This is a genomic window from Synechococcus sp. UW179A, assembly GCF_900473965.1.
Taxonomy (GTDB): domain Bacteria; phylum Cyanobacteriota; class Cyanobacteriia; order PCC-6307; family Cyanobiaceae; genus Synechococcus_C.
In genome coordinates this window covers 302,708-327,206 of record NZ_UCNJ01000032.1, presented here as the reverse complement: position 1 = coordinate 327,206, position 24,499 = coordinate 302,708, and the positions used below count along the sequence as shown (strand labels likewise).

Annotated in this window: 17 protein-coding genes, 1 tRNA gene and 1 pseudogene; 9 read left to right on the top strand and 10 right to left on the bottom strand. The window is 57.6% G+C overall.

Annotated elements, in window-relative coordinates; genetic code table 11:
• Positions 1 to 35: 35 nt before the first annotated feature.
• Positions 36 to 108, bottom strand: a tRNA-Thr gene (locus DXY31_RS16115).
• Positions 109 to 190: 82 nt separating this feature from the next.
• On the opposite strand from DXY31_RS16115, the gene DXY31_RS17210 reads away from it, so the two are divergent.
• Positions 191 to 412 carry a DUF3493 domain-containing protein gene (locus DXY31_RS17210; protein ID WP_074162624.1) on the top strand — a complete coding sequence of 74 codons (222 nt, stop codon included), beginning with the start codon at positions 191 to 193 and terminating at the stop codon, positions 410 to 412.
• A 507-nt stretch (positions 413 to 919) separates the two neighbouring features.
• On the opposite strand, the pseudogene DXY31_RS17650 reads toward DXY31_RS17210, so the two are convergent.
• The 8 genes and pseudogenes from DXY31_RS17650 to grrP form a co-directional block, all read right to left on the bottom strand.
• Positions 920 to 1,483: pseudogene (locus DXY31_RS17650) on the bottom strand (low-complexity tail membrane protein); the annotation flags it as partial.
• Positions 1,483 to 4,914 (bottom strand): translation initiation factor IF-2, encoded by a 3,432-nt coding sequence (infB, locus tag DXY31_RS16105; protein ID WP_114994693.1) that lies wholly within the window; start codon positions 4,912 to 4,914, stop codon positions 1,483 to 1,485. The pseudogene DXY31_RS17650 and the gene infB, both read right to left, overlap by 1 nt.
• A 62-nt stretch (positions 4,915 to 4,976) precedes the next feature.
• Positions 4,977 to 5,258, bottom strand: a complete 282-nt coding sequence (locus tag DXY31_RS16100; protein WP_114994692.1) for a YlxR family protein — start codon at positions 5,256 to 5,258, stop codon at positions 4,977 to 4,979.
• Entirely contained in the window at positions 5,255 to 6,718 is a 1,464-nt protein-coding gene (nusA, locus tag DXY31_RS16095) for a transcription termination factor NusA (protein ID WP_114994691.1), read from the bottom strand. Before nusA ends, DXY31_RS16100 begins: the two co-directional genes overlap by 4 nt.
• A gap of 56 nt (positions 6,719 to 6,774) precedes the next feature.
• Positions 6,775 to 7,242: a ribosome maturation factor RimP gene (gene rimP / locus DXY31_RS16090; RefSeq protein WP_114994768.1), complete on the bottom strand. Its 468-nt coding sequence runs from the start codon at positions 7,240 to 7,242 to the stop codon at positions 6,775 to 6,777.
• A gap of 159 nt (positions 7,243 to 7,401) precedes the next feature.
• Positions 7,402 to 8,547, bottom strand: a complete 1,146-nt coding sequence (gene grrM / locus DXY31_RS16085) for a cyclophane-forming radical SAM/SPASM peptide maturase GrrM/OscB (protein ID WP_114994690.1) — start codon at positions 8,545 to 8,547, stop codon at positions 7,402 to 7,404.
• Positions 8,544 to 8,858 (bottom strand): GrrA/OscA1 family cyclophane-containing rSAM-modified RiPP, encoded by a 315-nt coding sequence (gene grrA, locus DXY31_RS16080; protein WP_114994689.1) that lies wholly within the window; start codon positions 8,856 to 8,858, stop codon positions 8,544 to 8,546. The genes grrM and grrA overlap by 4 nt, the downstream gene beginning before the upstream one ends.
• A 36-nt stretch (positions 8,859 to 8,894) precedes the next feature.
• Positions 8,895 to 9,815, bottom strand: coding sequence for an extracellular substrate binding-like orphan protein GrrP (gene grrP, locus DXY31_RS16075; RefSeq protein ID WP_114994688.1), 921 nt, complete (start codon positions 9,813 to 9,815; stop codon positions 8,895 to 8,897).
• A 200-nt stretch (positions 9,816 to 10,015) separates the two neighbouring features.
• Between grrP and DXY31_RS16070 the strand changes: the two genes are divergently transcribed.
• The 4 genes from DXY31_RS16070 to rpiA all read left to right on the top strand — a co-directional run bounded on the left by DXY31_RS16070 (position 10,016) and on the right by rpiA (position 16,380).
• Positions 10,016 to 10,720: a response regulator transcription factor gene (locus DXY31_RS16070; protein ID WP_114994687.1), complete on the top strand. Its 705-nt coding sequence runs from the start codon at positions 10,016 to 10,018 to the stop codon at positions 10,718 to 10,720.
• Between the two features lie 182 nt (positions 10,721 to 10,902).
• A complete protein-coding gene (locus tag DXY31_RS16065; protein WP_114994686.1) occupies positions 10,903 to 14,448 on the top strand; it encodes a glycosyl hydrolase family 18 protein in 3,546 nt (1,181 codons plus the stop codon).
• Positions 14,449 to 14,552: 104 nt separating this feature from the next.
• On the top strand, positions 14,553 to 15,626 hold the full coding sequence (locus DXY31_RS16060) for a trypsin-like peptidase domain-containing protein (RefSeq protein ID WP_244279886.1): 1,074 nt from the start codon (positions 14,553 to 14,555) through the stop codon (positions 15,624 to 15,626).
• A gap of 37 nt (positions 15,627 to 15,663) precedes the next feature.
• Positions 15,664 to 16,380: a ribose-5-phosphate isomerase RpiA gene (rpiA, locus tag DXY31_RS16055; protein ID WP_114994685.1), complete on the top strand. Its 717-nt coding sequence runs from the start codon at positions 15,664 to 15,666 to the stop codon at positions 16,378 to 16,380.
• 3 nt (positions 16,381 to 16,383) lie between these two features.
• On the opposite strand, the gene hisD is transcribed toward rpiA, so the two are convergent.
• On the bottom strand, positions 16,384 to 17,706 hold the full coding sequence (gene hisD / locus DXY31_RS16050) for a histidinol dehydrogenase (RefSeq protein WP_114994684.1): 1,323 nt from the start codon (positions 17,704 to 17,706) through the stop codon (positions 16,384 to 16,386).
• 110 nt (positions 17,707 to 17,816) lie between these two features.
• On the opposite strand from hisD, the gene rpsT reads away from it, so the two are divergent.
• The 4 genes from rpsT (at position 17,817) to DXY31_RS16030 (ending at position 24,499) form a co-directional block, all read left to right on the top strand.
• Positions 17,817 to 18,122 carry a 30S ribosomal protein S20 gene (gene rpsT / locus DXY31_RS16045; protein ID WP_114994766.1) on the top strand — a complete coding sequence of 102 codons (306 nt, stop codon included), beginning with the start codon at positions 17,817 to 17,819 and terminating at the stop codon, positions 18,120 to 18,122.
• A 74-nt stretch (positions 18,123 to 18,196) separates the two neighbouring features.
• Positions 18,197 to 18,982 carry a TatD family hydrolase gene (locus DXY31_RS16040; protein ID WP_114994765.1) on the top strand — a complete coding sequence of 262 codons (786 nt, stop codon included), beginning with the start codon at positions 18,197 to 18,199 and terminating at the stop codon, positions 18,980 to 18,982.
• Between the two features lie 270 nt (positions 18,983 to 19,252).
• Positions 19,253 to 22,546 carry a DNA-directed RNA polymerase subunit beta gene (rpoB, locus tag DXY31_RS16035; RefSeq protein WP_114994683.1) on the top strand — a complete coding sequence of 1,098 codons (3,294 nt, stop codon included), beginning with the start codon at positions 19,253 to 19,255 and terminating at the stop codon, positions 22,544 to 22,546.
• A gap of 48 nt (positions 22,547 to 22,594) precedes the next feature.
• Positions 22,595 to 24,499 carry a DNA-directed RNA polymerase subunit gamma gene (locus tag DXY31_RS16030; protein WP_114994682.1) on the top strand — a complete coding sequence of 635 codons (1,905 nt, stop codon included), beginning with the start codon at positions 22,595 to 22,597 and terminating at the stop codon, positions 24,497 to 24,499.

Sequence of the window (24,499 nt, the reverse complement as noted above, 5' to 3'; positions counted from 1 at the left end):
CGGAGACTTCCTGCTGCAACTGGGTTTCTTGCTTAAGCCGATGACCTGACTTGAACAGGCGACCCACGCTTTACGAAAGCGTTGCTCTACCGGCTGAGCTACATCGGCGACCCTAGGAAATTAACATTTGGGTCCACGCAAACAGCTTTTGAGTGCTGAACCCGAGGGAGATCAGGGACTGGATCCGGCGATGCGGGAAAGGCTGCTGCGTGAATCACGCACTCCCTGGCGGGGGTTGCGCAGGTTGCTCTGGATCGCTTTGTTCGCTTCCGGTGGTCTCGGCCTCTTTGTGATGAGTTTCAGCATCAGTGCCGGAAACAGCGTCGTTGGCACTGACCTGGCCATCCAGGTCGGGGCTGTGGTGCTCTTCGGTGGGCTGCTCTGGTTCGATCGTGACCGTGGAGACGGCTGACCCTCCATCCGCTTGGCTCTTGGCAGAGTTGAATTCGGTCTTCGCCGAGTTTTTCTTAGGCAAGTCCCCATTATCAGCTGTAGGTGCGTGTTCCTGATGGGAGCTGAGTGCTGAATTGAGAGCTGATGACTCAACTGATTGCTGATCAGTTTCAGCTTCGCTGCCAGCAACAATCTCGTTGGCATTGCCCTGCACACTCTGGTTGTCGTTGCAGGTTTCTTCGGGCGTTTGTTGCTCAGCTTTGGGCGATTTGAAATCAGACGATGCCAGTGCTTTATCGGTGTGTTCAACTTTTGCCGCGATGACCTCGACTTCCTCATTGCTCGCTTCAGTCACTTCTTCCTGCTGGAGGGCCTCATCAGCACCGGTTTCAGCAGTGTCTGGTTGGGGATTAGGCGCTTGATCAGCAGCGGATTGGTTGATTTGGGCATCACCGTTTCCAGAAGCTTCCTTCTCAGGTTTTTGGTGAATCACATCGGTTGCCTTCCATTCCAGAGGCGGCAGTTGCAGCAGCCCTAGACCAAGAGAAAGGTGGTTGCTCTGCAAGTCGGCCGCATTGATTGGAGCGAGGTCTGCGAAGGTTTGATCGCTGCGCGTCAACAGCCAGATGGCTTGAACAAGCTGTTGCCATTGCCAAAGAATCAGAGACAGCAATGGAGCCGCGGTTAGCAATGCCGTGAGTCGGCTGCTGTCGATGGTGGGGGAGAACTTACTCACCAAGAGAGCTGAACGGTCGATCCACCAGAACAGCGGCAGGAGCAGTGCAATGCCGATGATCAGAGCTGCTTTCAGGGCAAGTGGCTGCGGAATGGCGCTGATACGACGTTGCTCAACAGTGCGCTTTGCAGCCGGTATGCGCACCAGGAGGAGGGAGGCCCAGTCAGGAGCCCTACGCCAAAGCAGCACGCCTGGCGCAACGACCGCGAGCCCCCAGATCAGCAGTCGTTCGAGAGCCGGGGCTGGTCCGAATGCAGGCCCGGCCAGCAGGAGCCTCATCAGCTCGAGCTCCAGTGGAATGACGGCAACTGCCATCAACTGAAGCCAGAGCAGTGGCTCTCGGCGGCTGATCATCAGGTGGTGAGCTTGCGGCGCTGCGTGACCATTTTGAAGGCTTCGATGCGATCACCTTCTTGCCAGTTGGCAAAGCGATCGGTGCCTACACCACACTCGAAACCGGTGGCCACTTCCTTGACGTCGTCTTTGTTGCGACGCAGTGAGTCGAGATCACCGGCATAGACGATCTCCTTGCCGCGGTGGACCCGAACCTTGCAGTTGCGCTGAATCTTGCCAGTGGTCACATAACAACCGGCTACAGCACTCTTGCCGATGGTGAACACGGCGCGGACTTCAGCCTCACCCAGAGCTTCCTCAACCAGCTCGGGTTCGAGCAGACCTTCCATCGCCAACTGGATGTCTTCCAGCAGCTTGTAGATCACGTCGTAATCACGCACATCCACACTGTTGGCATCAGCAGCCTTTCTGGCGCCTGAGGCCATCGAGGTGTTGAAGCCGATGATCACGGCGCCAGAAGCAGCCGCGAGGTCCACGTCGGTCTCGGTGACCTCCCCTGGTGCAGATAGTAAAACCCGAACCTGGACTTCGTCCTTGGGCAGCTGCTCCAGAGAACCGAGGATGGCTTCGACAGAACCCTGGACGTCGGCCTTGAGGATGAGATTGAGCTCCTTGAGTTCTCCTTCATTGGCCTGACCAGACATCGCCGTGAGTGAGACCCGGCGGGACGCCATCTGCTGAGCCAGGCGAGTCGCGCGGGCGTCGGAGGCTCGATCGCCGACAACGGCCCGAGCGGACTTCTCGTCTGCGTAGACCTCGAACTCATCGCCTGCGGTGGGGACCTCGCTGAATCCGAGAGCTTCGACTGCGAAGGACGGGCCGGCGTCCTTCAGGCGCATTCCGGCATCGTCGACCATCGCCCGCACTTTTCCAAGGACGGGTCCAGCTGCCACGACATCGCCTGTGCGCAAGGTGCCGTTTTGGACAAGCAGCGTGGCCACAGGGCCTTTCGCCTTGTCCAGGTGTGCTTCGATCACCGTGCCGCGGGCCATGCGATCCGGGTTGGCCTGAAGGTCTTCCACTTCGGTGACCAGCAGCAGCATTTCCAGCAGCTTGTCGATGTTTTCTCCCTTGATGGCGCTCACAGGCACCATCACCACATCACCGCCCCACTCTTCTGCAAGCAGGTTCTGTTCAGATAGCTCCTGCTTGACCCGATCTGGCGAGGCTCCCTCCTTATCGATCTTGTTGATGGCCACCACAATCGGCACTTCTGCTGCACGGGCGTGGCTGATGGCTTCCAGGGTCTGCGGGCGCACACCGTCATCGGCGGCCACCACCAGAACCGCGACGTCCGTGACCTTGGTCCCCCTTGCGCGCATGGCCGTGAAGGCTTCGTGACCAGGCGTGTCCAGGAAGGTGAGCTTGCGCGCCGCGTTGTTGTGTTCGATCTCGACCTGATAGGCACCGATGTGTTGGGTGATTCCACCGGCTTCTCCAGCGGCAACCCGAGCTTTGCGGATTGCATCGAGAAGACTCGTTTTGCCGTGGTCGACGTGGCCCATCACGGTCACCACGGGTGGACGTCGGATCAGGTGCTCACGATCCGCCTCTTCGATCATCTCAACGGTCTTCTTGGCAGCCTCTTCCACGTCGTCTTGCAGGACCGGCACACCGAACTCTTCGGCCACTGTTTCGATTGTGGGCATGTCCAGGGTCTGGGTGACCGTGGCGATGATTCCCTTGAAGAAGAGGGATTTGATGATTTCTGAGCTCTCAACGCTGAGCATGTCGGCCAGCTCCTGCACCGTGAGGTTGTCCTCCGGCACAACGATCATCTCTGGCCGCACCTGCTTGGCTTCGCGAGCTGCACGCAATTCCATAGCCCTGCGCCGCTGACGCTGGCGGGCGGTTTCCTTGCGCCGCTTGCGCATGGCCGCCACAGGTTTAGGTGTGGTCCTTTGCTGGGATTTGGGTTTGGCGGGACGAGCCAGGCTCGCCGACAACACCATGTTTTCCTGTTCACCGGCGAAACCACCGGTCTGCGCTGCCAGAGAATCATCGTTTTCGCCGATGATGTGAACCTTCTGGCGTTGCTTCTGGGGAGAGCGATTGCGCAGAGCTTCGAGCTTTGCGCTGTCATCCCAGTCGGGCCGTCCGGGGCGCCGTTGTCCGCCAGGACCTGCTCCAGGACGGAATCCTGGACGCCTCGGGGCCGTTGCGGGAGATGGGGTAGGCCGATTGACCGGCGGTGTGGCCTTGGGGCCATCTCCGCGGGGTGAGACAGGGGTGCCGTCGGGACGGCGTGGTGGCGGCACCGCCGGTCGACCTGTGGGCTTCTGCAGTTGCATGAGCTCACCGGGAGCAACTGGCTTGCGCATGCCGGGGGGCATTGCAGGTCGATTAGAGCCCGCTCCGCTGCGAGCACCGGCTCCAGGCCGCCCTCCTTCGCCGCGGTTGTTAGTGCTGTCGCGACGGATCGGCTTGCCAACCAATTCAAGGGTGCTGCTGGGGCGTCCAGCCCCCGGGCGGCCAGATGGCGAACCCGGGCGAGAGGGTGCACCTGGGCGTTGCGCACCTGGGCGTTGTGCACCTGGGCGAGAGGGAGCACCTGGGCGTTGTGCACCAGCTGGACGCTGTGGCGAGCCAGCGCGCTGACCACCAGGAGCACCAGGTCGGGGAGCCCCTGGCCTTGGGGGAGCACCTGCTCCAGGCCGCTTCGGTTGGGGACGACCCACCAGTTCCGGTTTGGCCGGTCTTTGCGGGGGTGGCACCGTTCGGTTTACCGGTGATTTGGGCTGGCGTCCTGATGGAGGAGGAGTCGGGCGCGCACTCCCTTCGCTTGGAGCTCGACGAATCGGAGCCGTATTGCGAGATTTGTCAGCTGATGTGGGTGAGGGCGCAGTAGGTCTTGCCGGTGGCGAGACAGGTCTGCTGGCGGTGCGATTCGGCCCTGGGCCAGCAGCTGGTCGTGGTGTCGGCTGCTGGGGCGCCTGGGATTGGCGTTCAACCGGTTTCTGAACAGGCTGCTTTTGGGGTGGCTCCTTGCGAATCAGCGTCTGTGGCGGTGCTGCGGGTTTCGGCGCTGCTGTTTTCTGGGGTGCAGCGGCATGCGGTGCTGCAGGTTTTGCGGGAGCGGCGGGCCGTGCCGGCGGCCGCTGAGGCGTTGCGGCAGCGCGGATGGGTGCGGCTGGTGCAGCAGCCGGTTTCGGCTGGGCCGGCTTGACGGGTGCAGAGGCATCAACGCCGGCAGCCTTCTTCACCGAAAGGATTGACTTCCCTTGTGAGGGTTTCGAGGGAACTGCAGCAGGACGGGACGCACCACCGCTGTTCAACATCGTGCGGATCTTGCCTGCCTCGACTTCGCTGATTGAGCTGCTGTGGCTCTTGGCCGCAATGGACAGCTTCTCAGCGGCATCCAGCACGTCTTTGTTGTCCAGGCCAAGGTCCTTGGACAGCTCATAGATTCTGACTTTGCCGCTGCTGGTCATTCAGGTCTCCGGTCGGTCCGGGCACGGGGTGCTCGGGGCACCACACAAGGTGGGGCCAGTGTTCATCTTGCCTCAGCGGCTGATTCCTTGTTTGGTTTCAGTCGCTTTCTCAGCTCCTCAAGCGCGCTGTCGGGCACCTGGCATCGCAGGGCTTTGTGCAGGCGTTTTCGGCGCTGTGCTTCCTCAAGACAGCTCTCCTTGCGACAGAGATAGGCCGAACGCCCCATGCCCTGATCGAGGAGAACCCCGTCCCGATGGTCGCGGATGACCCGCCAGAGAATGCTGCGGTCAAACAGCTCTCGGCAGGCGACACACCGACGCAGGACAGGGCGTGAGGTGCTCACCGGGCTCCTTCCTCGTTGGGATCACTAACAACCTCTTCAGTCTCACCTTCTTCCTGGTCTGCGGCAGCTTCGGATTGCTGTAATTCAGCTTGCTCTGATTCAGCTGACTCCTCGTAGACCTCCCCGTCTGCCATCCCTTCTTCCGATCCTTCGCCGTATTCCTCCTCGTCTTCCGGTAGGGGGTAAAGCTCACGCAGGCGGGCATCTTCTTCCGCTCTAGCGGCCTGCTCAGCGGCGAGTCGTTCCTCGGCTTCACGTTGCAGTGCCTCCTCCTGCTCACGTTGAGCGATCAGTTCCGAGACAACGGCATCTTCTGCTGCCTGGTCGTATTCGCTCGAATTCTTGATGTCGATCTTCCAGCCTGTTAGGCGTGCTGCTAGCCGCACGTTCTGCCCTTCGCGGCCAATCGCCAGGCTCAACTGATCCGGTGGGACCAGCACATGGGCATGTTGTCCGACAGGGTCGACGAGCCGAACGACATCAACCCGTGCAGGGCTGAGCGAGTTGGCGATGTACTGGCCAGGATCCTGCGACCAGCGGATGACATCGATTTTCTCCCCGCGGAGTTCATTCACCACCTGCTGAATCCTGGAGCCGCGAGCGCCGATGCAGGCTCCGACAGGGTCCACCTCGCGTTCGATGCTGTCCACCGCAACCTTGGTACGGGGACCGACGGATCGTGAAGGGGGATTGGCTTCCCTTGCCACGGCAACGATGCGGACGGACCCCTCCTGGATTTCCGGCACTTCGTTTTCAAACAGGTAGACCACAAGACCGGCATTGGCTCGGCTCACGAAAAGCTGAGGACCTCGCCTTGGAACCTCGCTGACCTCTTTGAGAAAGACTTTGAAGGTGGCATTGGCGCGATAGTTGTCGTTAGGAAGCTGATCACGTCGAGGCAGCTCTGCTTCAACTTCAGGACGCCCTAGCCCAGAACTGACGGCCATGATCACGGATTGACGCTCGAAGCGAATCACTCGGGCCGTGAGAACAGGATCTTCAAGGTCGGCGAATTCCTCCTGAATCATCCGTCGTTGCTGATCACGCAGCTTCTGGGCCAGCACCTGTTTGGTTGTGGCCGCAGCCATGCGGCCGAAATCCTCCTTCTCAGGCGTGACATCCAAGACCACCGTGTCGCCTGTCTGGGCGTCTTCGGCCACCTGCATCACCTCAGCCAGCGCGATCTGGTGGTCTTCGCTCTCCACCTCCTCCACGATGATCTTGCTGGCCAGAACTCTGTAGCCCTCTTCCTCCAGATCCAGCGCAACGTCGAAATTGCTGAAATATTCCTCGTCGAATGGGTCTTCTCCGATGCCCAGATAGAGGGTGCGGCGGTAGCGCTCATAGCCCTTGAGTAGTGCCTCTCTCAAAGCGGCTTCAACCACCTGAGGAGGAAGCTTCTTCTCCTCACTGATGTCATCGATCAGGTTGCTGAGGCCAGGAAGGAGAACGAGTGCCATAGCGGTGACGAAGAGGAGTGAAGGAGCGGAAAAGAAGGGGTGTGGTTGTGATCTGTTCAGCCAGTTGGGCTTGTGAGCTCAACGCTGATCACTGAATCCCTGGGGATCTTTTTGACCCGGCCGCGCATGTTGATCTGAACGTGGTCTTCGGTGCGTTCGAGCAGGGTCCCCGACAAACGCTGCTCCCTGCCTTCGTCGTCTTTGTGGACGACATCAATGGGATAGCTCCGGAAGGTCTGAAAATCCCTGTCCGACTGGAGCCTGTCCCCAATCCCGGGGCTGCTGATCTCCAGAACATAGGCCTCCGTGAGTAGAGCAGAGGCTTCGATGGCCTCTCCCATCGGTGCACTGAAACCCGCGCAGTCATCCAGAGAGACGTCATCACCATTGCAGCGACGAATCTGCACTTGCAGAGTCATCGGCTGCAGATGCGTCAGCACCTGGGCGCTGACCAGCGCAAATCCATGGCTTTCAGCCGTGGCCTTGGCCAAAGAATTGAGATCCGGAAGGAGTGGATGGGGCAAGGGCGCGGGAAGGGTGGTCTCGGGCTCAGGCCCGATGGTGGATGCGTTGATCACCCTCCCGGAGAGAGGATCTCACCAGGCCGTGGATTCAATTTAAAGGATTGCCGACCCTCCTCATCAGCGTGCGGAGTCAGCTCACCTCTTGGTCGGATTCCTTGCTCATGGACCGGCTGCCGTTTCCAGCTTCTCCAGCAACACATCCACCGGGATCTGACTGGAAAAACGACATGCGCAGGTTTCTGTGGCGTCCAGACTGCCGTGCTCCCAATATTTATTGCTGCCAGTTCCGCCTCCGCAGAACCCGTAGTACTCGCATTCCTGTTTGCATCGCTTCATACCGGAAGACATATCGCGAAGCAGTTTCTGAAATGGCTCCGTTTGGGTGGCCTCCATCAGCGAGACATCGCGGATGTTGCCCAGATTGAACAGGCCATAGCGTTCGGTTTCAACCGAAAGCAGCTCAGGATCGAATGTTGAGAAGTTGCCTTTGGCGTCCACGCTGAGAATCGCGAAGGGACGGTTCATCTCGTTCTGCAGCAGGCGCTGGCCTCCCGCGATCATGCCCATCACCTGATCGAACTCACGTACTTGGATGGGAAACCCATCCTTTTCATTGCAGGCCCAGAACTGTGAAAGGAATTCTCTGTAGAGCCGTTCCTTCAAAAGGCCCTGCATCGATGAGCTGGTATGCACTCCCTCTTGCTCTTCCACGTTGAAACCGAGCTGATGAATCCCTTCATCACGGAAGAAGGTGTACATCCGCTCTGGTTGTTCCAGTGCATCAGCGGTCAGGACGGCAATTGCATGGAAATCGATGCCGCGCTCGCGCAGTGTGCGGATACCGCGCATGGTCTGGGTAAATGAACCCTTGCCGTTCCGGAAGCGTCGGTGGCTGTCGTGAATGTCCTCAGGGCCGTCGACACTGACTCCAACAACGATCCGGTTGCGCACAAAGCAATCGCACCAGTCGTCGTTAATGAGCGTCGCGTTGGTCTGCAGGTGTTGTTCGATCACCACTCCCTGCTCCTGCAGGCCGGCGGTCTGGCGCTGAATGATCGCGCTGGCCTGGTCATAGAAACTGGTGGGCAGCGTCAGCGGCTCACCGGCGTGCCAGAGAATCGAAAGATGGGGCCCCCAGAACGGGCTTTCATAGACTCTCTCCAGCAGCAGGGGTAGCTGCTGCTGAAGGTTGAACACATTGCGCCGCTGGCGATCCGGGAGGTAGCAGTAGCTGCAATCGAGATTGCAGAGCGACGTCGATTGGATCACTAGCAGACCGATCGGGCCGTAATCGGAATGGTTCACCAGTTGGCAAATCCACGGCGGACGCCGTTGGCGAAGCCGCCACCACCGTTGCCCCAGGCCCGTCTCCCGACTCCGCCGCCATTGCCCCAGGCCCGACCGCCGCCATTGCCCCAGGCGCGAGCGATCTCTTCGTCGGTCAGAACGCCATTGCGCTGTATCACAGCCCAGGCTTCAGGACTTATTCGCTCGATGCGCTGCTCGAGGGAGTTGCCCAGATCGGGTTCGTTGTGTACTGCGGCTCTGGATGATTCACAGAGCACCGCACTGGTTGCCAGAACGGCGGCGAGGGTGAGAAGGCTTGTCTTATTCATGGTTGAGGTAATTGATGGATCAATCAGAAATCGAGATCAGGACTGCGGATTGAGTTGTGCGGCGGTGGAGAGCACGATCGTGAAGAAACCGCTGATCTGATCGTCCTTGAGTCCCACAGTGCTGTCGGTGCCGATCCAGGTGTTGATGGCTGATCGGACTCCGTCGTCGTCGTTGATGTATCCCGAGAGCAGACGGCCGATACCCAGATTGCTGATGTTGAGCAGATGGGGAGTGGTGTCAGCCACCACGCAACCCACTCCTGAGCGGGCATAGGGCCTGTCCGGAACTAATGAGGAATCCGGTGCCGTTGCAGCCTGGTTCGCTCTCAGCCATAGGCTGTCGCCGCCAAGAATTTCAACGCTGCCTTCCTTGACCGCCGCCAGTGCCTGATCAGGCGTGTCAAAAAACTGGAAGTTGGCATCATCCACTGATTCCGCCAGCACGTTGGCCGCCATGCTGTCTTTCACAACACCGACTGTTTTGCCGTTCAGGCTCTTGGGAGTGCCATCGATACCCGCTGGGGCGAGAAGCCTTACCCCGCCAACGGAGAAGGGCAGTGTGTAGGTCAGTGAGCGCTGTCTTTCCCAGGTGAAGGCAACACCGCAGGCGATATCAGCAGCTCCGGATCGGATCATGTCCAGGCCATTGCGGGCGGAATCCGCAGCGATTGTCTCGATGCTGACGTCTTTGTCTGTCTTGTTCGGGGACACATTGATCTGATCCCGAATCGCTTCGAGAACCACGAAAGAAAGGCCGTCGTAGTTGTCGCCGTCTTTCTTGACCATCGGCAATGAATCACCAATGACCACAGCCCTCAGTTTGCCTGTGTCATAAACGCTCTTTGCTGTTGAACTCTCGGTCGAGTTATCCGCTGCAGGCTTCTCGTTTTGACACCCCACCAGGGCGATTGTGGAAAGAGCAAGCAGGCCGGTTGCGGCCTTCTGGATCAGGCGCATAGGGATGACACAGTCGGTTCGTTGTGAACACACCTCTAGGCACAGCTCGAGCAAGCGACCAGTTCGAGAAATTGGAAACCTGCCCGATCAGGATCAGCCTGGCGGGCATTGTTCAGTTGTTTCGATGGATGGCTGCGCCTGAGCTGCGATCACCCGAGCCAAGCCCCATCCTGAAAGAGCGAACACACTCGAGTTGATCAGTGCTGATCACCATTGATGAGTCATTCCGCGAGCTGAGCAAGCATCTGCGGGATCTCTCTGGCAGCCATCGCATCCTGGTGGCGACGGCCAATCGCCCCTATGCCCTGGCCTTGGCCAGTCTGTTCGCTCTGCAAAGCGCTGAACAAACATGCCCTCTGATCGGGATCGCTTCGACCCGTGAGGAGGCTTTGTCCTGTCTTGATGGCATTTGCGAACCAGTACTGGCTTTTGTCAGCGAGCAGCTGGAGGATTGTCGAGGGCTGGATCTGGTTGTTGACCTCAAACGACGTTCAGTGCCGGAGTTTCCGATCGCCTCAGTGTTCACGCTCAAAGGAGCGGATCCCACCCTGATGCGGGAGGCTCTCGCCAGTCCCGCGGATGTGGTCCTCACTCGCCGCAGCCTTGATCTGACCTCAATCGCCAATGCAATGCAGTCGATCCAGGCCGGTGAGCGATTTGTGGATCCATTCATCCCCTATGCCATCTGTCACAGAGATCCCCAGGAAGCCCATGCACTGTCGGATCGCGAACGCATGGTGCTGGCATTGCTATGTGACGGCATGACCAACAAGGAAATTGCTGAAAAGCTCTCAATCGCTGAAACCACCGCAAGAGGTCACGTGCAGTCGATCATGCGCAAGTTGAATGTGAAGGACCGCACGGCAGCGGCAGTTGAAGGAATCAGGCGCCACTGGGTTGATTGAAACGAAGCACGAGAAGCCACGGGTGTAATCCATTGTGTGACTCAACAGTTTCTGAACTGTGAATTTCAGATGAATCTGTTGTGCTGATTTGTGTCTGAATTTAACCGAAAACCCTTGAAATGAAGGGTTTTGAAAATCATCGTCTGCAGCAATGATTCGATTACCTTGAGCATTCTTGATTCATGGCAACTTTTGTTGTTGGTGATTTCAGTCAGGACATTCGTGGTTTCGATCCCGCAGCTGACAACCTTGATTTCGGTAATGTTTCCGTTCACAGCCTGATTCTTGGTCAGGATGAGAATGGTTTTGCCACCATCGTTTTTCCATGGCAGCCAGATCAGTTTCAAAGAATTCTCGACACTGATGGATTAGGAGTCCGCTGGAGCGATCTAAGCGCAGATAACTTTGCTCCTGTCGCGAATGAGCATCTTCGGCAGGACATCGGTGCTGTGCTGTCCTGGGAAAATCAAACTGGTCCTGCCTTCAATGATGGTGATCCAGGGTCGCAAAACACGGTTTATATCCGTTCACATGAGAAAGACAGCATTACCAGAATTGATAATTTTGATCCTCTGACCGACAAGATTAATTTTCTCTATTTTGGGACCCGTGAGCGCTTGGAGGTTGAGAATGTTGGTGCAGATCTGGTCATCAGTTCGGAGCCAAACGGCCAGAAATTTGTTTTCACTGGGATCCAGAAGGAAGATCTGATTGGCGCCAATCTGGAATTTCATTTTGATCAGATTGAGGAGGATCTTCTTGATCGTGCGTTTGGCTTCAGTCCGGAGCAACTCGCATTGGCTGATCGCACAAATCTGTTCACTCCTGAAGGTGGTTACACCGATGGTGCTCAAGCCAGGCCTGGGCAATTCGTTACTGCTGTAGGGGAGGCTCCCGGGCAACCGACTTCTCTTGATGAGAGCAAACGTTTGATTCAGGAGCGAGCGGATCAAACTGAATCGGACTCCATGATTCCAGCGTCTCAGCTGGCTACCAGCGAGATGGCTGGCATGCCGATGCAGATGCCGATGGAGATGGAGATGACGCCTCCGGATCTCTCAACAGCGGTGATGAACCTGTCTGGTGGTTCCAATGTCCACAACAGCTGTCTCCAGCTCGAGGTGGATGGATCCCTTTGGTGGGGGGGCGGTATCAGCGGCAACTTGATCATTCACAACCCAATGGGAGTGGCCGTTGAGGATTGGCAGGCTTCGTTCCTGACGCCGCACGGTGGCTTTGAAAGCTGGTCAGGCGAAGTCAGTGTTGCCGATGCAGGGAATGGGCTCAACCGCGTCACGTTCAAGCCTGCCAGTTGGAACCGAAGCATTGCCGCCAATGGCGAAATCTCGATCAGTTTCAATGCTCAGGGTGAAGGTCTGGCTGACAGCGGTGCTCTGACCAATGCCGAATTCTTCGCTGGTGCTGGTGAACCTGTGTCGATGCAGGTTCCTGAGGCCGTGGCCCCGACGACCATCTCCCCTGATCCTCAGCCTTTGGCGGATCAGCAGTCCTCGCCTTCTGAAGGTTTTGGCCAGGCAGCGATGTCTCCGGTCTTGGCCGATGCATTGACCGCAGTCGACATTGCTGATCAGCCGGTCGATCAAGCCCCCGAGGAGGGGCCCGTCGACTCAGGGTCCATGGTGACCAATTCCAGTGTCAATCCACTGAGCATCGAAGCCAGCGGAAGCCTCTACTGGGGAGGGATGAGTGGAATTCTCTCGATCACTAACAGTTCGGAAAGAGCCATCGACAACTGGTCTGTCAGCTTCGAGACCCCCCATAGCAACTTCCAGAGTTGGGCAGGTTCCGCCAATCTTGAAGCGCTGCCGGGCGGTGGCAGCAAGGTGACGCTCACTCCAGCAACTTGGAACAGCACCATCGCAGCTGGACAGACCATTGATGTGAGTTTCAACGCTGTTAGTGAGGGCATCCCAAATAGCGGTGAACTCACAAGCGCTTTATTTTTTTCGCAAGGGAATGGTTCGGAGTCAGCGTCTATTGATTCAGAGCTGTCTGTAGATGTTGTGTCGACCGGTGGCTTGGCTGATACAACAGCCCCAGCGCAATCCCAGCCAGTCACAACGCTTGCCGCGAGCGCAGATCGCCTCCCAGCTGAGCCCGACGACAGCGAGTTGCCGTCTCAGCCTGCAGAGCTTTTAGGCCCTGTTGAGCCATTGAGTGGACCGGATCGCGTGGTGATTGCTCCGGAGATTGTGGCTGCATCCGGCCAGGCAATCAGTGGATCCGATAAAAAGCTGGTTGCCTATTTCGAGGAATGGGGCATCTATGAACGTGACTTCCTCGTACAGGACATCAAGGTCGACGAACTGACTCACATCAACTACAGCTTCTTTGATGTGAAATCGAATGGTGATGTGAAGCTGTTCGACGCCTGGGCTGCCACGGATAAGCGCTTCCTCGCCGCTGAGCAGGTCAATCGAACCTTTACAAGGGCTGATTGGCTTGAGCTGGATGCTGAGCGTCTCAAGACTTACACAACTGGAGCTGACTTCACCGCCACGACAAATGCAGACGGATCGGTGACTGTGACCGGTGTTCCCATGGACTGGAATACGCCCGTCGACTATGTCGGCAACCTGCGGCAGTTTGATCTGCTTAAACAGCTTCATCCTGAGGTGAATCTGGGATTTGCTCTTGGTGGTTGGACCTTGTCAGATGAATTCAGTTTGGCTGTTGACTCCGTGGCTGATCGAGAAGCATTCACTGATAATATTGTTGATATATTTCAGCAATATGACTTCTTTAACACTGTTGATTTTGACTGGGAATATCCTGGCGGAGGTGGGGAGTCAGGTAACGCATCCAGTCCTGAAGACGGCGACAACTTCGCTCTCACTCTTGAACTCCTGAGGGGAAAACTGGATCAGCTTGCGCAAGTAACGGGAGAGGACTATGAGGTATCGATCGCCACTGCCGGAGGTTATGAAAAGCTCTCTAATCTGAACCTTCCAGGAATTGATCCCTATGTCGATTTCTACAATGTGATGACCTACGATTTCCATGGAGGTTGGGAATCTCAGACTGGTCATCAGGCGGCAATGATCAATGATCCCGGTGGATACGACGTTGTTACCGCAATCGAGCAATTTCAGGCTAATGATGTTGACCTCAGCAAGGTGATCCTCGGAGCTCCGGCGTATACCCGTGCTTGGGGTGGTGTTGATGCCGGAGAAACGCTGGGGCTTGGAAATAATGGAGATTCTCGGCAAGCGCCTGGTTCCTTTGAGGCTGGTAATTATGACCAGAAAGATCTCATTACCGGCATCAGTGATGGATCCTATGAATTGATCTGGGACGATGATTCCAAGGCGGCTTTTGCCTATAGCGATGCAACTCGCGTCTGGAGTTCCGTTGAAACGCCCGCAACGATCGCTGGCAAAACGGCATTCATTGATGACATGGGGCTCGGCGGGATGATGTTCTGGGCTTTGTCAAATGACAGCAGTGGAGATCAGAGCTTGATCACGGCGGCTTCGGAGCTGCTGCGCGGATCGGCGACCTTCGATGAAGTGATCTCGCGTAGTGAGCAGTTCGATTTCATTCTTGGCGGTGACGGACAATTCGGGCCCGAAGATTTCACCCAGTTGAACCAAGGATCTGTTGGTATGGGGGGGATTCCTTCTGATGTCGATCTGCTCAGCACAGCGCTTCCAGCGGATGGCCGCAACGATGGATCCACTCTTGTTGATTCGGCGCCAATGTTCTGATTAGCCCCTCTAGCGTGAGCGTAGTTATTTCGCTTTCGTCTGTGGTTCCTGGCCGATTGTCCAAGCAATGGGTTCTCAGGTGGTTGGGGACCCTTTCCATTGCCCTGTCGTTCACTCTTCTGCCTGCCCGAGTGCTCGCAGCTTCTAATGCGCTACCTGGCACCCACAGTTTTGTGGCTGATGCTGTGCGCAACGTCGCTCCGGCAGTAGTGCGAATCGACACAGAGCGGGTCGTGGAGCGCCAGCCCTTTGACCCCAATCTGATCGACCCGTTGCTGAGGGATTTGCTCGGTGAGCCCGGCTACGGACCTGAACGTCAACGTGGTCAGGGTTCCGGGGTTGTGATTGATCGGGAGGGGCTGGTGCTCACCAATGCCCATGTTGTTGAACAGGTGGAAGAGGTCAATGTCACCCTGGCCGACGGCGATCAGAGAGATGGTGTTGTCATCGGACGTGACCCAGTTACCGATCTGGCGCTGGTTCGGCTTGAGGGGGGCGACTCACCTAAGCCGGCCAGGCTCGGGGACTCCGATGCCCTAGATGTCGGAGACTGGGCCATCGCTCTGGGCACGCCCTACGGCCTTGAGCGGACTGTGACCCTTGGAATTGTTAGCAGTCTGCATCGCAACATCAGCAGCCTCGGTTTTAACGACAAGCGTCTTGATCTGATCCAGACCGATGCAGCGATCAATCCTGGAAACTCAGGCGGGCCTCTGGTGAATGCCGATGGTCGCGTGATCGGTATCAATACGCTCGTCAGATCCGGTCCAGGGGCTGGACTTGGCTTTGCCATCCCCATCAATCTGGCGAGCCGCGTTGCTGAGCAGCTGCAGCAGGCCGGAGAGGTGGTTCATCCCTATCTAGGACTTCAATTGATTGCTTTGACGGCGCGAATCGCTAAGGAGCACAACAGGGATCCCAATGCGCTGGTTGAGCTGCCGGAACGTTCTGGTGCTCTTGTTCAGTCTGTGCTGCCTGATAGTCCTGCACAGCGTGCTGGTCTGCGTCGCGGCGATTTGGTGGTCAAGGCAGGAGATGTGCCGGTTGATGATCCCCAAACACTGCTTCAGCAGGTCGATCAAGCTGAGATCCACCAGCCCTTGACTTTGCAGATCATCCGTGGAGAAAAAGATCTACAGCTATCTGTTAAACCCGAGCCGTTACCTGGCTTCGGATAAAACCCTTGCTACGGTCTCGCCGGTTTAATCCTGAGCGATGTCAGATCTTCAGAACCAGATGAAAAAGGCCGTCGCGGAAGCGGCGGTTGAACAGTTCCGTGACGGCATGATCGTGGGGCTTGGATCGGGTTCCACCGCAGCTCTGATGATCAAGGGACTCGGGCAGCGCCTGGCTTCCGGACAGCTCAAGGACATCGTCGGCGTCACCACGTCGTTTCAGGGAGAAGTGCTGGCTGCTGAGCTGGGAATCCCCCTGCGCAGCCTGAATGCTGTGGATCGGATTGATTTGGCCATCGATGGTGCTGATGAGGTTGATCCTTCCTTTCAGCTGATCAAGGGCGGAGGTGCATGCCACGTTCAGGAGAAGCTTGTTGCTGCTCGCGCAGAACGCTTCGTTGTCGTTGTGGATTCCACCAAGCTGGTGCAGCGACTGAACCTAGAGTTCCTCCTACCGGTTGAGGTTCTCCCGGGAGCCTGGCGTCAGGTTCAGCAGCAATTAGCCGCGATGAACGGAAAAGCTGAATTGCGCATGGCACATCGCAAGGCTGGACCAGTGGTGACCGATCAGGGCAACCTTGTTCTGGATGTCCGCTTTGAAGATGGGATTTCCGGCCCTGTGGATTTAGAGCGAAGCATCAACAACATTCCCGGTGTTTTGGAGAATGGTTTGTTCGTGAACCTCGCGGACGAGGTGCTGGTGGGTGAAGTGAACGACGACTTGGCCGGTGTTCGTCGACTGGAGAAGGCCGGCTGATTGTCAGTCCAACCGGACCTTCACCGAGTTCGCATGGCTGTGGAGTCCTTCGCTGCTGGCCAGTTCCACCACCGCTCCGCCAGTGGCTTCGAGGGCTTCCCGGCTGAATTCGATCATTGAGGTGTGGCGCATGAAGGTTTCCACGCTCAGTGCACCGCTGTAGCGGGCAGAACCGCATGTGGGCAGGGTGTGATTCGGACCAGCCAGGTAATCGCCGACCGCTTCAGGGCTCCAAGGACCGATGAAGATGGCGCCTGCCTGCTGAATGCGATCCGCCAGCATTCGTGGTCGCTCCACCAGTAGTTCCAAGTGTTCAGGTGCAAATCGATCGCTGAGGCGTGCGCAGGTTTCCAGGTTGTCGCAGACCACGACCAGCCCCCACTGACCTAGGGATTGCCTGCAAATGGCCTCACGCGGATGCTTGCTCAGTTGAGCTGCGAGTTCCGCGGGCAGGGCATCAGCCAAAGACTGTGATGTGGTGAGCAGGATGGCTGCGGCCAGTGGATCATGTTCCGCCTGAGCTAAGAGATCAGAAGCGACTTGAGCGACGCAGGCTGAGTCATCGGCGATCACCAGCACTTCGCTGGGCCCGGCGAGGGAGTCGATCCCGACTTGCCCGTAGACCAGCTTTTTGGCGAGGGTGACGTAGAGATTGCCCGGCCCGCTGATCACATCGACACGGGGGATGGTCTCGGTGCCCAGGGCAAGAGCGGCGACCGCCTGGGCACCTCCGATTCGATAAACCTCCTGCACGCCCGCCAGGTGTGCTGCTGCCAGCACCGTGCGGTTCACTTGGCCATTCCGTCCTGCCGGGGTGACCATCACCAGTTTTTCCACGCCGGCGGCCCTTGCCGGAACCGCATTCATCAGCACCGTGCTCGGGTAGGAGGCCCGACCACCAGGGACATAGAGACCGGCAGCTTGCACTGGTCGCCATCTCCGTCCCAATCGTTCGCCGTGAACGCCTTGCACATCAAGGTCCTGTGGCTTTTGACGCTGGTGAAAATCCTGGATCCGTCGATGGGCGAGTTCCAGGGCGTCCCTCAAATTCGCAGGGCTGTCGTCCCAGGCTTGTTTCAGCTCAATCGCTGGAACGCGCAGCGGCTCAGGACGGAAACCGTCGAACTGTTCGGTCAGCGCCTTCAGGGCCCGGTCACCTTCACTGCGAACGCGTTCGATAATGGCTTCGACCGTTGCGGTCGCCTCTCTCTGGGCCTGGCCAGTGGTGCGCGTTGAAATCCGATCGAGTTGGTGTTCAGCCCCTGCTGCGCTCTCGAGGCACCTGGGCAGACCGTTCGCCGCTGGCTCCGTGCTCAGGGTGGTCATCAACGCCCGTCATTAGGTGTCTTCAAGCTAGGTCCATCGCGTATGACCTCGATGGGAGCTCAGTGGGTCCTGAGCTAAGGTTATGGATTGTCGATGAGAAATCCGCCTCTGTGGCCAATAACAAGTCTTCAAAGAAGCGCGTCGAGATCGCTGAGCGCAATCGCCTCGAGAACAAGGCCTACAAATCAGCCATGCGCACTCTCATGAAGCGTTGCCTGAGTGCCTGTGACGCCTACACCGCTACACCAGGCGATGAGGCGAAAGCCGGTGTTCAATCCAGCATGAATGCTGCGTTCAGCAAGATCGACAAAGCTGTGAAGCGTGGTGTGTTGCATCGCAACGCCGGTGCCCACCAGAAAGCCCGACTGACAGTTGCTGTGAAAAAAGCGATTGATCCTGCTCCTGCAGCAGGCTGAATCAATGATGATTGGGTCGGTTCGACTGACTCAATCCCTGCAGAATGGATCCTGAAGGCGCGTTTCAGGATCCGATGTCTACTCCTGTGTTAATCGACAGTCACTGTCACATCGTCTTTCGAACCTTTGAAGAGGATCTCGAGGCTGTTGCTGAACGCTGGCGGGGTGCGGGTGTGAAGTCGCTTCTGCATGCCTGTGTCGAGCCAAGTGAGATCCCTGCCATCCGCTCGCTGGCGGATCGATTCCCGGAGATGCGTTACTCCGTCGGTGTTCATCCACTCGATACCAAGCACTGGAGTCAGGACACACCCGAGGTGTTGCGCCTGGCAGCGCTTGATGACAGCCGGGTGGTGGCCATTGGTGAGCTCGGTCTGGATCTCTTCCGCGACAAGAATCTGGATGAACAGCTTGGGATCCTGCGGCCCCAGCTGGATCTTGCCGTGGAGCTCAATCTGCCGGTGATCATCCATTGCCGTGATGCGGCAGAGCCGATGTTGACAGAACTGCGCGCGCGACAGCTCGAAGGACGTTGTCCCGACGGCGTGATGCATTGCTGGGGCGGAACCCCAGAGGAGATGCATCAGTTTCTGGAGCTGGGGCTCTACATCAGCTTTAGCGGCACCGTGACGTTTCCCAAGGCGGTGCCGACCCATGACTGTGCGCAGCAGGTTCCCCAGGATCGATTTCTGGTCGAGACCGATTGTCCGTTCCTTGCACCAGTTCCCCGCCGTGGCAAACGCAATGAGCCTGCGTTCGTGGCTTCGGTAGCCACGCGTGTCGCTGAGCTGCGCCAGCAGTCTCTCGAGCAGGTTGCTCAAGACAGCACTGCTAATGCAAGGCGTCTGTTCCGGCTTCCCTGACCTTAGAGACTCCGAGAGCGCGAAAGTGTAAGATGACTTATTGGCCTGGCCAAGCATGATTTCTGTGCTTGGGCTCCCGAAGCGTCCATTACCGTCCGGTGCATTGACGACGTCAGCCGTTCTGACCCGAGTCTTCTAAAGCCAGTGATTGCGGAGGTTGTCCCTTTCCAAGGGATGGCCTCCGCTGTTTTGGCTGAAGGCCCTCTCCATGGTTAAGACGGCTGCCTCCTTCAGGCCCCACTGTCCCCTTCGATACCTGCAGGTCTCCGCATGAGCAGCAGCGCGATTCAGGTCGCCAAGACCGCCACCTATCTGCCCGATCTGGTGGAGGTTCAGCGTGCCAGTTTCAAGTGGTTTCTTGAGAGAGGTCTGATCGAGGAGCTCGAAAGCTTCTCGCCGATTACCGATTACACCGGCAAGCTCGAACTCCATTTCGTCGGTAGTGAGTACCGCCTGAAGCGTCCTCGCCATGATGTGGAAGAGGCCAAGCGTCGTGATGCGACGTTTGCCTCACAGATGTATGTGACCTGCCGGCTGGTCAACAAGGAGACCGGTGAGATCAAGGAACAGGAGGTGTTCATCGGCGAGCTGCCCTTGATGACGGAGCGGGGGACGTTCATCATCAACGGCGCAGAGCGCGTGATCGTCAATCAGATCGTGCGCAGCCCTGGTGTCTATTTCAAAGATGAAATGGACAAAAACGGCCGTCGTACGTACAACGCCAGCGTCATTCCCAACCGCGGCGCTTGGCTGAAGTTCGAGACCGACAAGAACGATCTGCTGCATGTCCGGGTTGACAAGACTCGCAAGATCAACGCCCACGTGCTGATGCGCGCCATGGGCCTGTCGGACAACGATGTGATCGACAAGCTCCGGCATCCTGAGTACTACAAGAAGTCGATTGAAGCCGCCAACGACGAGGGCATCAGCTCCGAGGATCAGGCTTTGCTTGAGCTTTACAAGAAGTTGCGTCCTGGTGAGCCGCCATCAGTCAGTGGTGGTCAACAGCTGCTTCAGACCCGTTTCTTTGATCCCAAGCGCTACGACCTTGGTCGGGTGGGCCGTTACAAGATCAACAAGAAACTGCGTCTCACCATTCCTGACTCCGTGCGCACCCTCACCCATGAGGATGTGCTTTCAACCCTTGATTATCTGATCAATCTTGAGCTTGATGTCGGTGGTGCCAGCCTTGATGACATTGATCATCTGGGTAATCGCCGGGTCCGTTCGGTGGGTGAGCTGCTTCAGAACCAGGTACGTGTGGGTCTCAACCGCCTTGAGCGAATCATTAAGGAACGCATGACCGTCGGTGAGACCGACTCTCTCACTCCTGCCCAGCTGGTCAATCCCAAGCCGCTTGTCGCTGCCATTAAGGAGTTCTTCGGCTCCAGTCAGCTCAGTCAGTTCATGGATCAGACGAATCCATTGGCTGAACTTACGCACAAGCGTCGCATTTCAGCGTTAGGCCCAGGTGGTCTGACACGTGAGCGTGCTGGCTTCGCTGTTCGTGATATTCATCCTTCCCACTACGGCCGTCTTTGCCCAATTGAAACGCCCGAGGGTCCCAATGCTGGCCTGATCAATTCACTCGCCACCCACGCCAGGGTGAACGAATACGGCTTCATTGAAACCCCGTTCTGGAAAGTCGAGAACGGTCGGGTGCTCAAGCAGGGTGATCCGATTTATCTGTCAGCAGACCTCGAGGACGAATGCCGTGTTGCTCCTGGAGATGTGGCGACCGACAGCGATGGAACGATCCTCGCGGATCTGATTCCTGTCCGATACCGGCAGGATTTCGAAAAGGTTCCTCCCGAGCAGGTCGACTACGTTCAGCTCTCACCTGTGCAGGTGATCTCCGTTGCCACCTCACTGATCCCCTTCCTGGAGCACGACGACGCCAACCGCGCTCTGATGGGCTCCAACATGCAGCGTCAGGCCGTTCCGCTGTTGCGTCCGGAGCGACCCCTTGTGGGAACAGGTCTGGAAACCCAGGTCGCTCGCGACTCGGGCATGGTCCCTATCTCCCGTGTGAACGGCACCGTGACCTTCGTCGATGCAACTGCGATTGTGGTTCAGGACGAGGAAGGTCTCGAACACACCCACTTCCTTCAAAAATATCAACGTTCCAATCAGGACACCTGTCTGAACCAGCGTCCGATTGTTCGCCAGGGAGACCCGGTGATCGTGGGCCAGGTGCTTGCCGATGGATCTGCCTGTGAAGGCGGTGAGATCGCTCTCGGTCAGAACGTGCTGATCGCTTACATGCCTTGGGAGGGGTACAACTACGAGGACGCCATCCTTGTCAGTGAGCGTCTTGTCAATGACGACCTCTACACCTCGGTGCATATCGAGAAGTATGAAATCGAGGCCCGTCAGACCAAGCTGGGTCCAGAAGAGATCACCCGGGAGATTCCCAACGTTGCAGAGGAAAGCCTCGGCAACCTTGATGAGATGGGCATCATCCGCATCGGTGCATTCGTTGAAAGTGGCGACATTCTTGTCGGCAAGGTCACACCGAAGGGTGAATCCGATCAGCCTCCTGAGGAGAAACTGCTTCGTGCGATCTTCGGTGAAAAAGCCCGTGATGTTCGCGACAACTCACTAAGGGTGCCGAGCACCGAACGTGGGCGTGTCGTGGATGTGCGCATCTACACCCGGGAACAGGGTGATGAGCTGCCTCCTGGTGCAAACATGGTGGTGCGTGTGTACGTAGCCCAACGCCGCAAGATCCAGGTTGGCGACAAGATGGCCGGCCGCCACGGCAATAAGGGAATCATTAGCCGCATCCTCCCCCGTGAGGACATGCCATACCTCCCCGATGGCACTCCTGTAGACATCGTGCTGAATCCTCTGGGCGTTCCGAGCCGCATGAATGTCGGACAGGTGTTTGAGCTGCTCATGGGTTGGGCCGCTTCCAACCTCGACTGCCGTGTGAAGGTTGTGCCCTTCGACGAGATGTATGGCGCTGAGAAGTCTCAACAAACTGTGGAGGCCTTCCTGACCACCGCAGCCAAACAGCCTGGTAAGGAGTGGATTTACAACCCGGATGACCCCGGCAAGCTTCAGCTGATCGATGGACGTACCGGTGAGCCATTTGATCAACCTGTGGCCGTGGGTTACTCCCACTTCCTCAAGCTGGTTCACCTGGTGGATGACAAGATCCATGCCCGCTCAACCGGTCCCTACTCACTTGTGACTCAGCAACCTCTGGGGGGCAAGGCCCAGCAGGGTGGTCAGCGTCTTGGAGAAATGGAGGTGTGGGCTCTTGAGGCCTACGGCGCTGCCTACACCCTCCAGGAGCTGCTCACCGTCAAGTCCGACGATATGCAAGGACGCAATGAGGCTCTCAACGCCATCGTTAAAGGCAAGCCGATCCCGCGCCCGGGAACTCCGGAATCCTTCAAGGTACTCATGCGCGAACTTCAGTCGCTAGGCCTGGACATTGCCGTTTTCACGGATGAAGGCAAGGAAGTGGACCTGATGCAGGACGTTAACCCGCGTCGCAGCACCCCCAGCAGACCTACTTATGAATCACTGGGCGTCGCTGATTACGACGAGGACTGACGGATCAACGAACGAACCGACAAACCGCTCCCTCTTCCTTAACCGTCAATGACCAATAGCAACCTTCGGACCGAGAACCACTTCGATTACGTCAAGATCACACTCGCATCACCCGATCGGGTGATGGAGTGGGGTCAGCGCACCCTGCCCAATGGTCAGGTGGTTGGCGAGGTCACCAAGCCGGAGACCATTAACTACCGAACCCTCAAGCCCGAGATGGACGGGCTGTTCTGCGAAAAGATCTTTGGCCCGTCCAAGGACTGGGAATGCCACTGCGGCAAATACAAGCGGGTGCGACACCGCGGCATCGTCTGTGAGCGCTGCGGCGTTGAGGTCACTGAAAGTCGGGTGCGCAGGCACCGCATGGGCTTCATCAAGCTTGCTGCTCCTGTCTCTCATGTCTGGTACCTGAAGGGCACTCCCAGCTACGTGGCAATCCTTCTGGATATGCCTCTGCGCGATGTCGAGCAGATCGTCTACTTCAACTGTTACGTGGTGCTCGATCCAGGTGACCACAAGGATCTCAAATACAAACAGCTGCTCACCGAAGACGAGTGGCTGGAGATCGAGGATGAGATCTATGCCGAAGATTCCGAGATTGAGAACGAGCCGGTGGTCGGCATCGGGGCTGAAGCCCTCAAGCAGCTGCTTGAGGATCTCACGCTCAACGAGGTGGCTGAACAGTTGCGTGAGGAGATTGCCAGCAGCAAGGGTCAGAAGCGAGCCAAGCTGATCAAGCGCTTGCGCGTCATCGACAACTTCATCGCCACCAATGCCCGTCCGGAGTGGATGGTGCTCGATGTGATTCCGGTGATTCCTCCAGACCTGCGCCCGATGGTGCAGCTGGATGGCGGTCGTTTTGCCACCTCTGACCTCAATGACCTCTATCGAAGGGTCATCAACCGCAACAACCGGCTTGCACGTCTCCAGGAGATTCTTGCCCCGGAGATCATTGTCCGCAATGAAAAGCGGATGCTGCAGGAGGCCGTGGATGCTCTGATTGACAACGGTCGCCGCGGTCGCACCGTTGTCGGTGCCAACAACCGTCCCCTCAAGTCACTCAGCGACATCATTGAGGGCAAGCAAGGTCGCTTCCGTCAGAACCTGCTGGGCAAGCGTGTCGACTACTCCGGTCGTTCCGTGATCGTGGTGGGTCCGAAATTGAAGATGCATCAGTGCGGTCTGCCCAAGGAGATGGCGATCGAGCTATTCCAGCCGTTCGTGATTCATCGCCTGATCCGTCAGAACATCGTTAACAACATCAAGGCTGCCAAGAAGCTCATCCAGCGAGCTGATGATGAGGTGATGCAGGTCCTTCAGGAGGTGATCGAGGGGCATCCGATCATGCTCAATCGTGCACCGACTCTGCACCGACTCGGCATTCAGGCTTTTGAGCCGAAACTGGTTGATGGCCGGGCCATTCAGCTCCATCCCCTCGTCTGTCCTGCGTTCAACGCCGACTTCGACGGTGACCAGATGGCCGTTCATGTGCCTCTGGCGATCGAAGCCCAGACCGAGGCACGCATGCTGATGCTGGCCAGCAACAACATTCTCTCCCCGGCCACCGGCGAACCGATCATCACGCCGTCGCAAGACATGGTGTTGGGTGCCTACTACCTGACGGCGCTTCAGCCGCAAATGAGCCCAATTGAATTTGGGGATCGCAGCCGCACTTTCTCTGATCTGGAGGACGTGATTCATGCCTTCGAGGACAAACACCTCGGACTACACGATTGGGTCTGGGTTCGCTTCAACGGTGAGGTCGAGGACGACGACGAACGCGACGAGCCCCTGAAGAGTGAAACTCTGTCCGATGGCACACGGCTCGAGCAATGGACCTACCGTCGCGACCGTTTTGATGAGGAGGGCGCCCTGATCAGCCGCTACATCCTCACGACTGTGGGCCGTGTGGTGATGAATCACACCATCATTGATGCAGTGGCAGCCACCTGA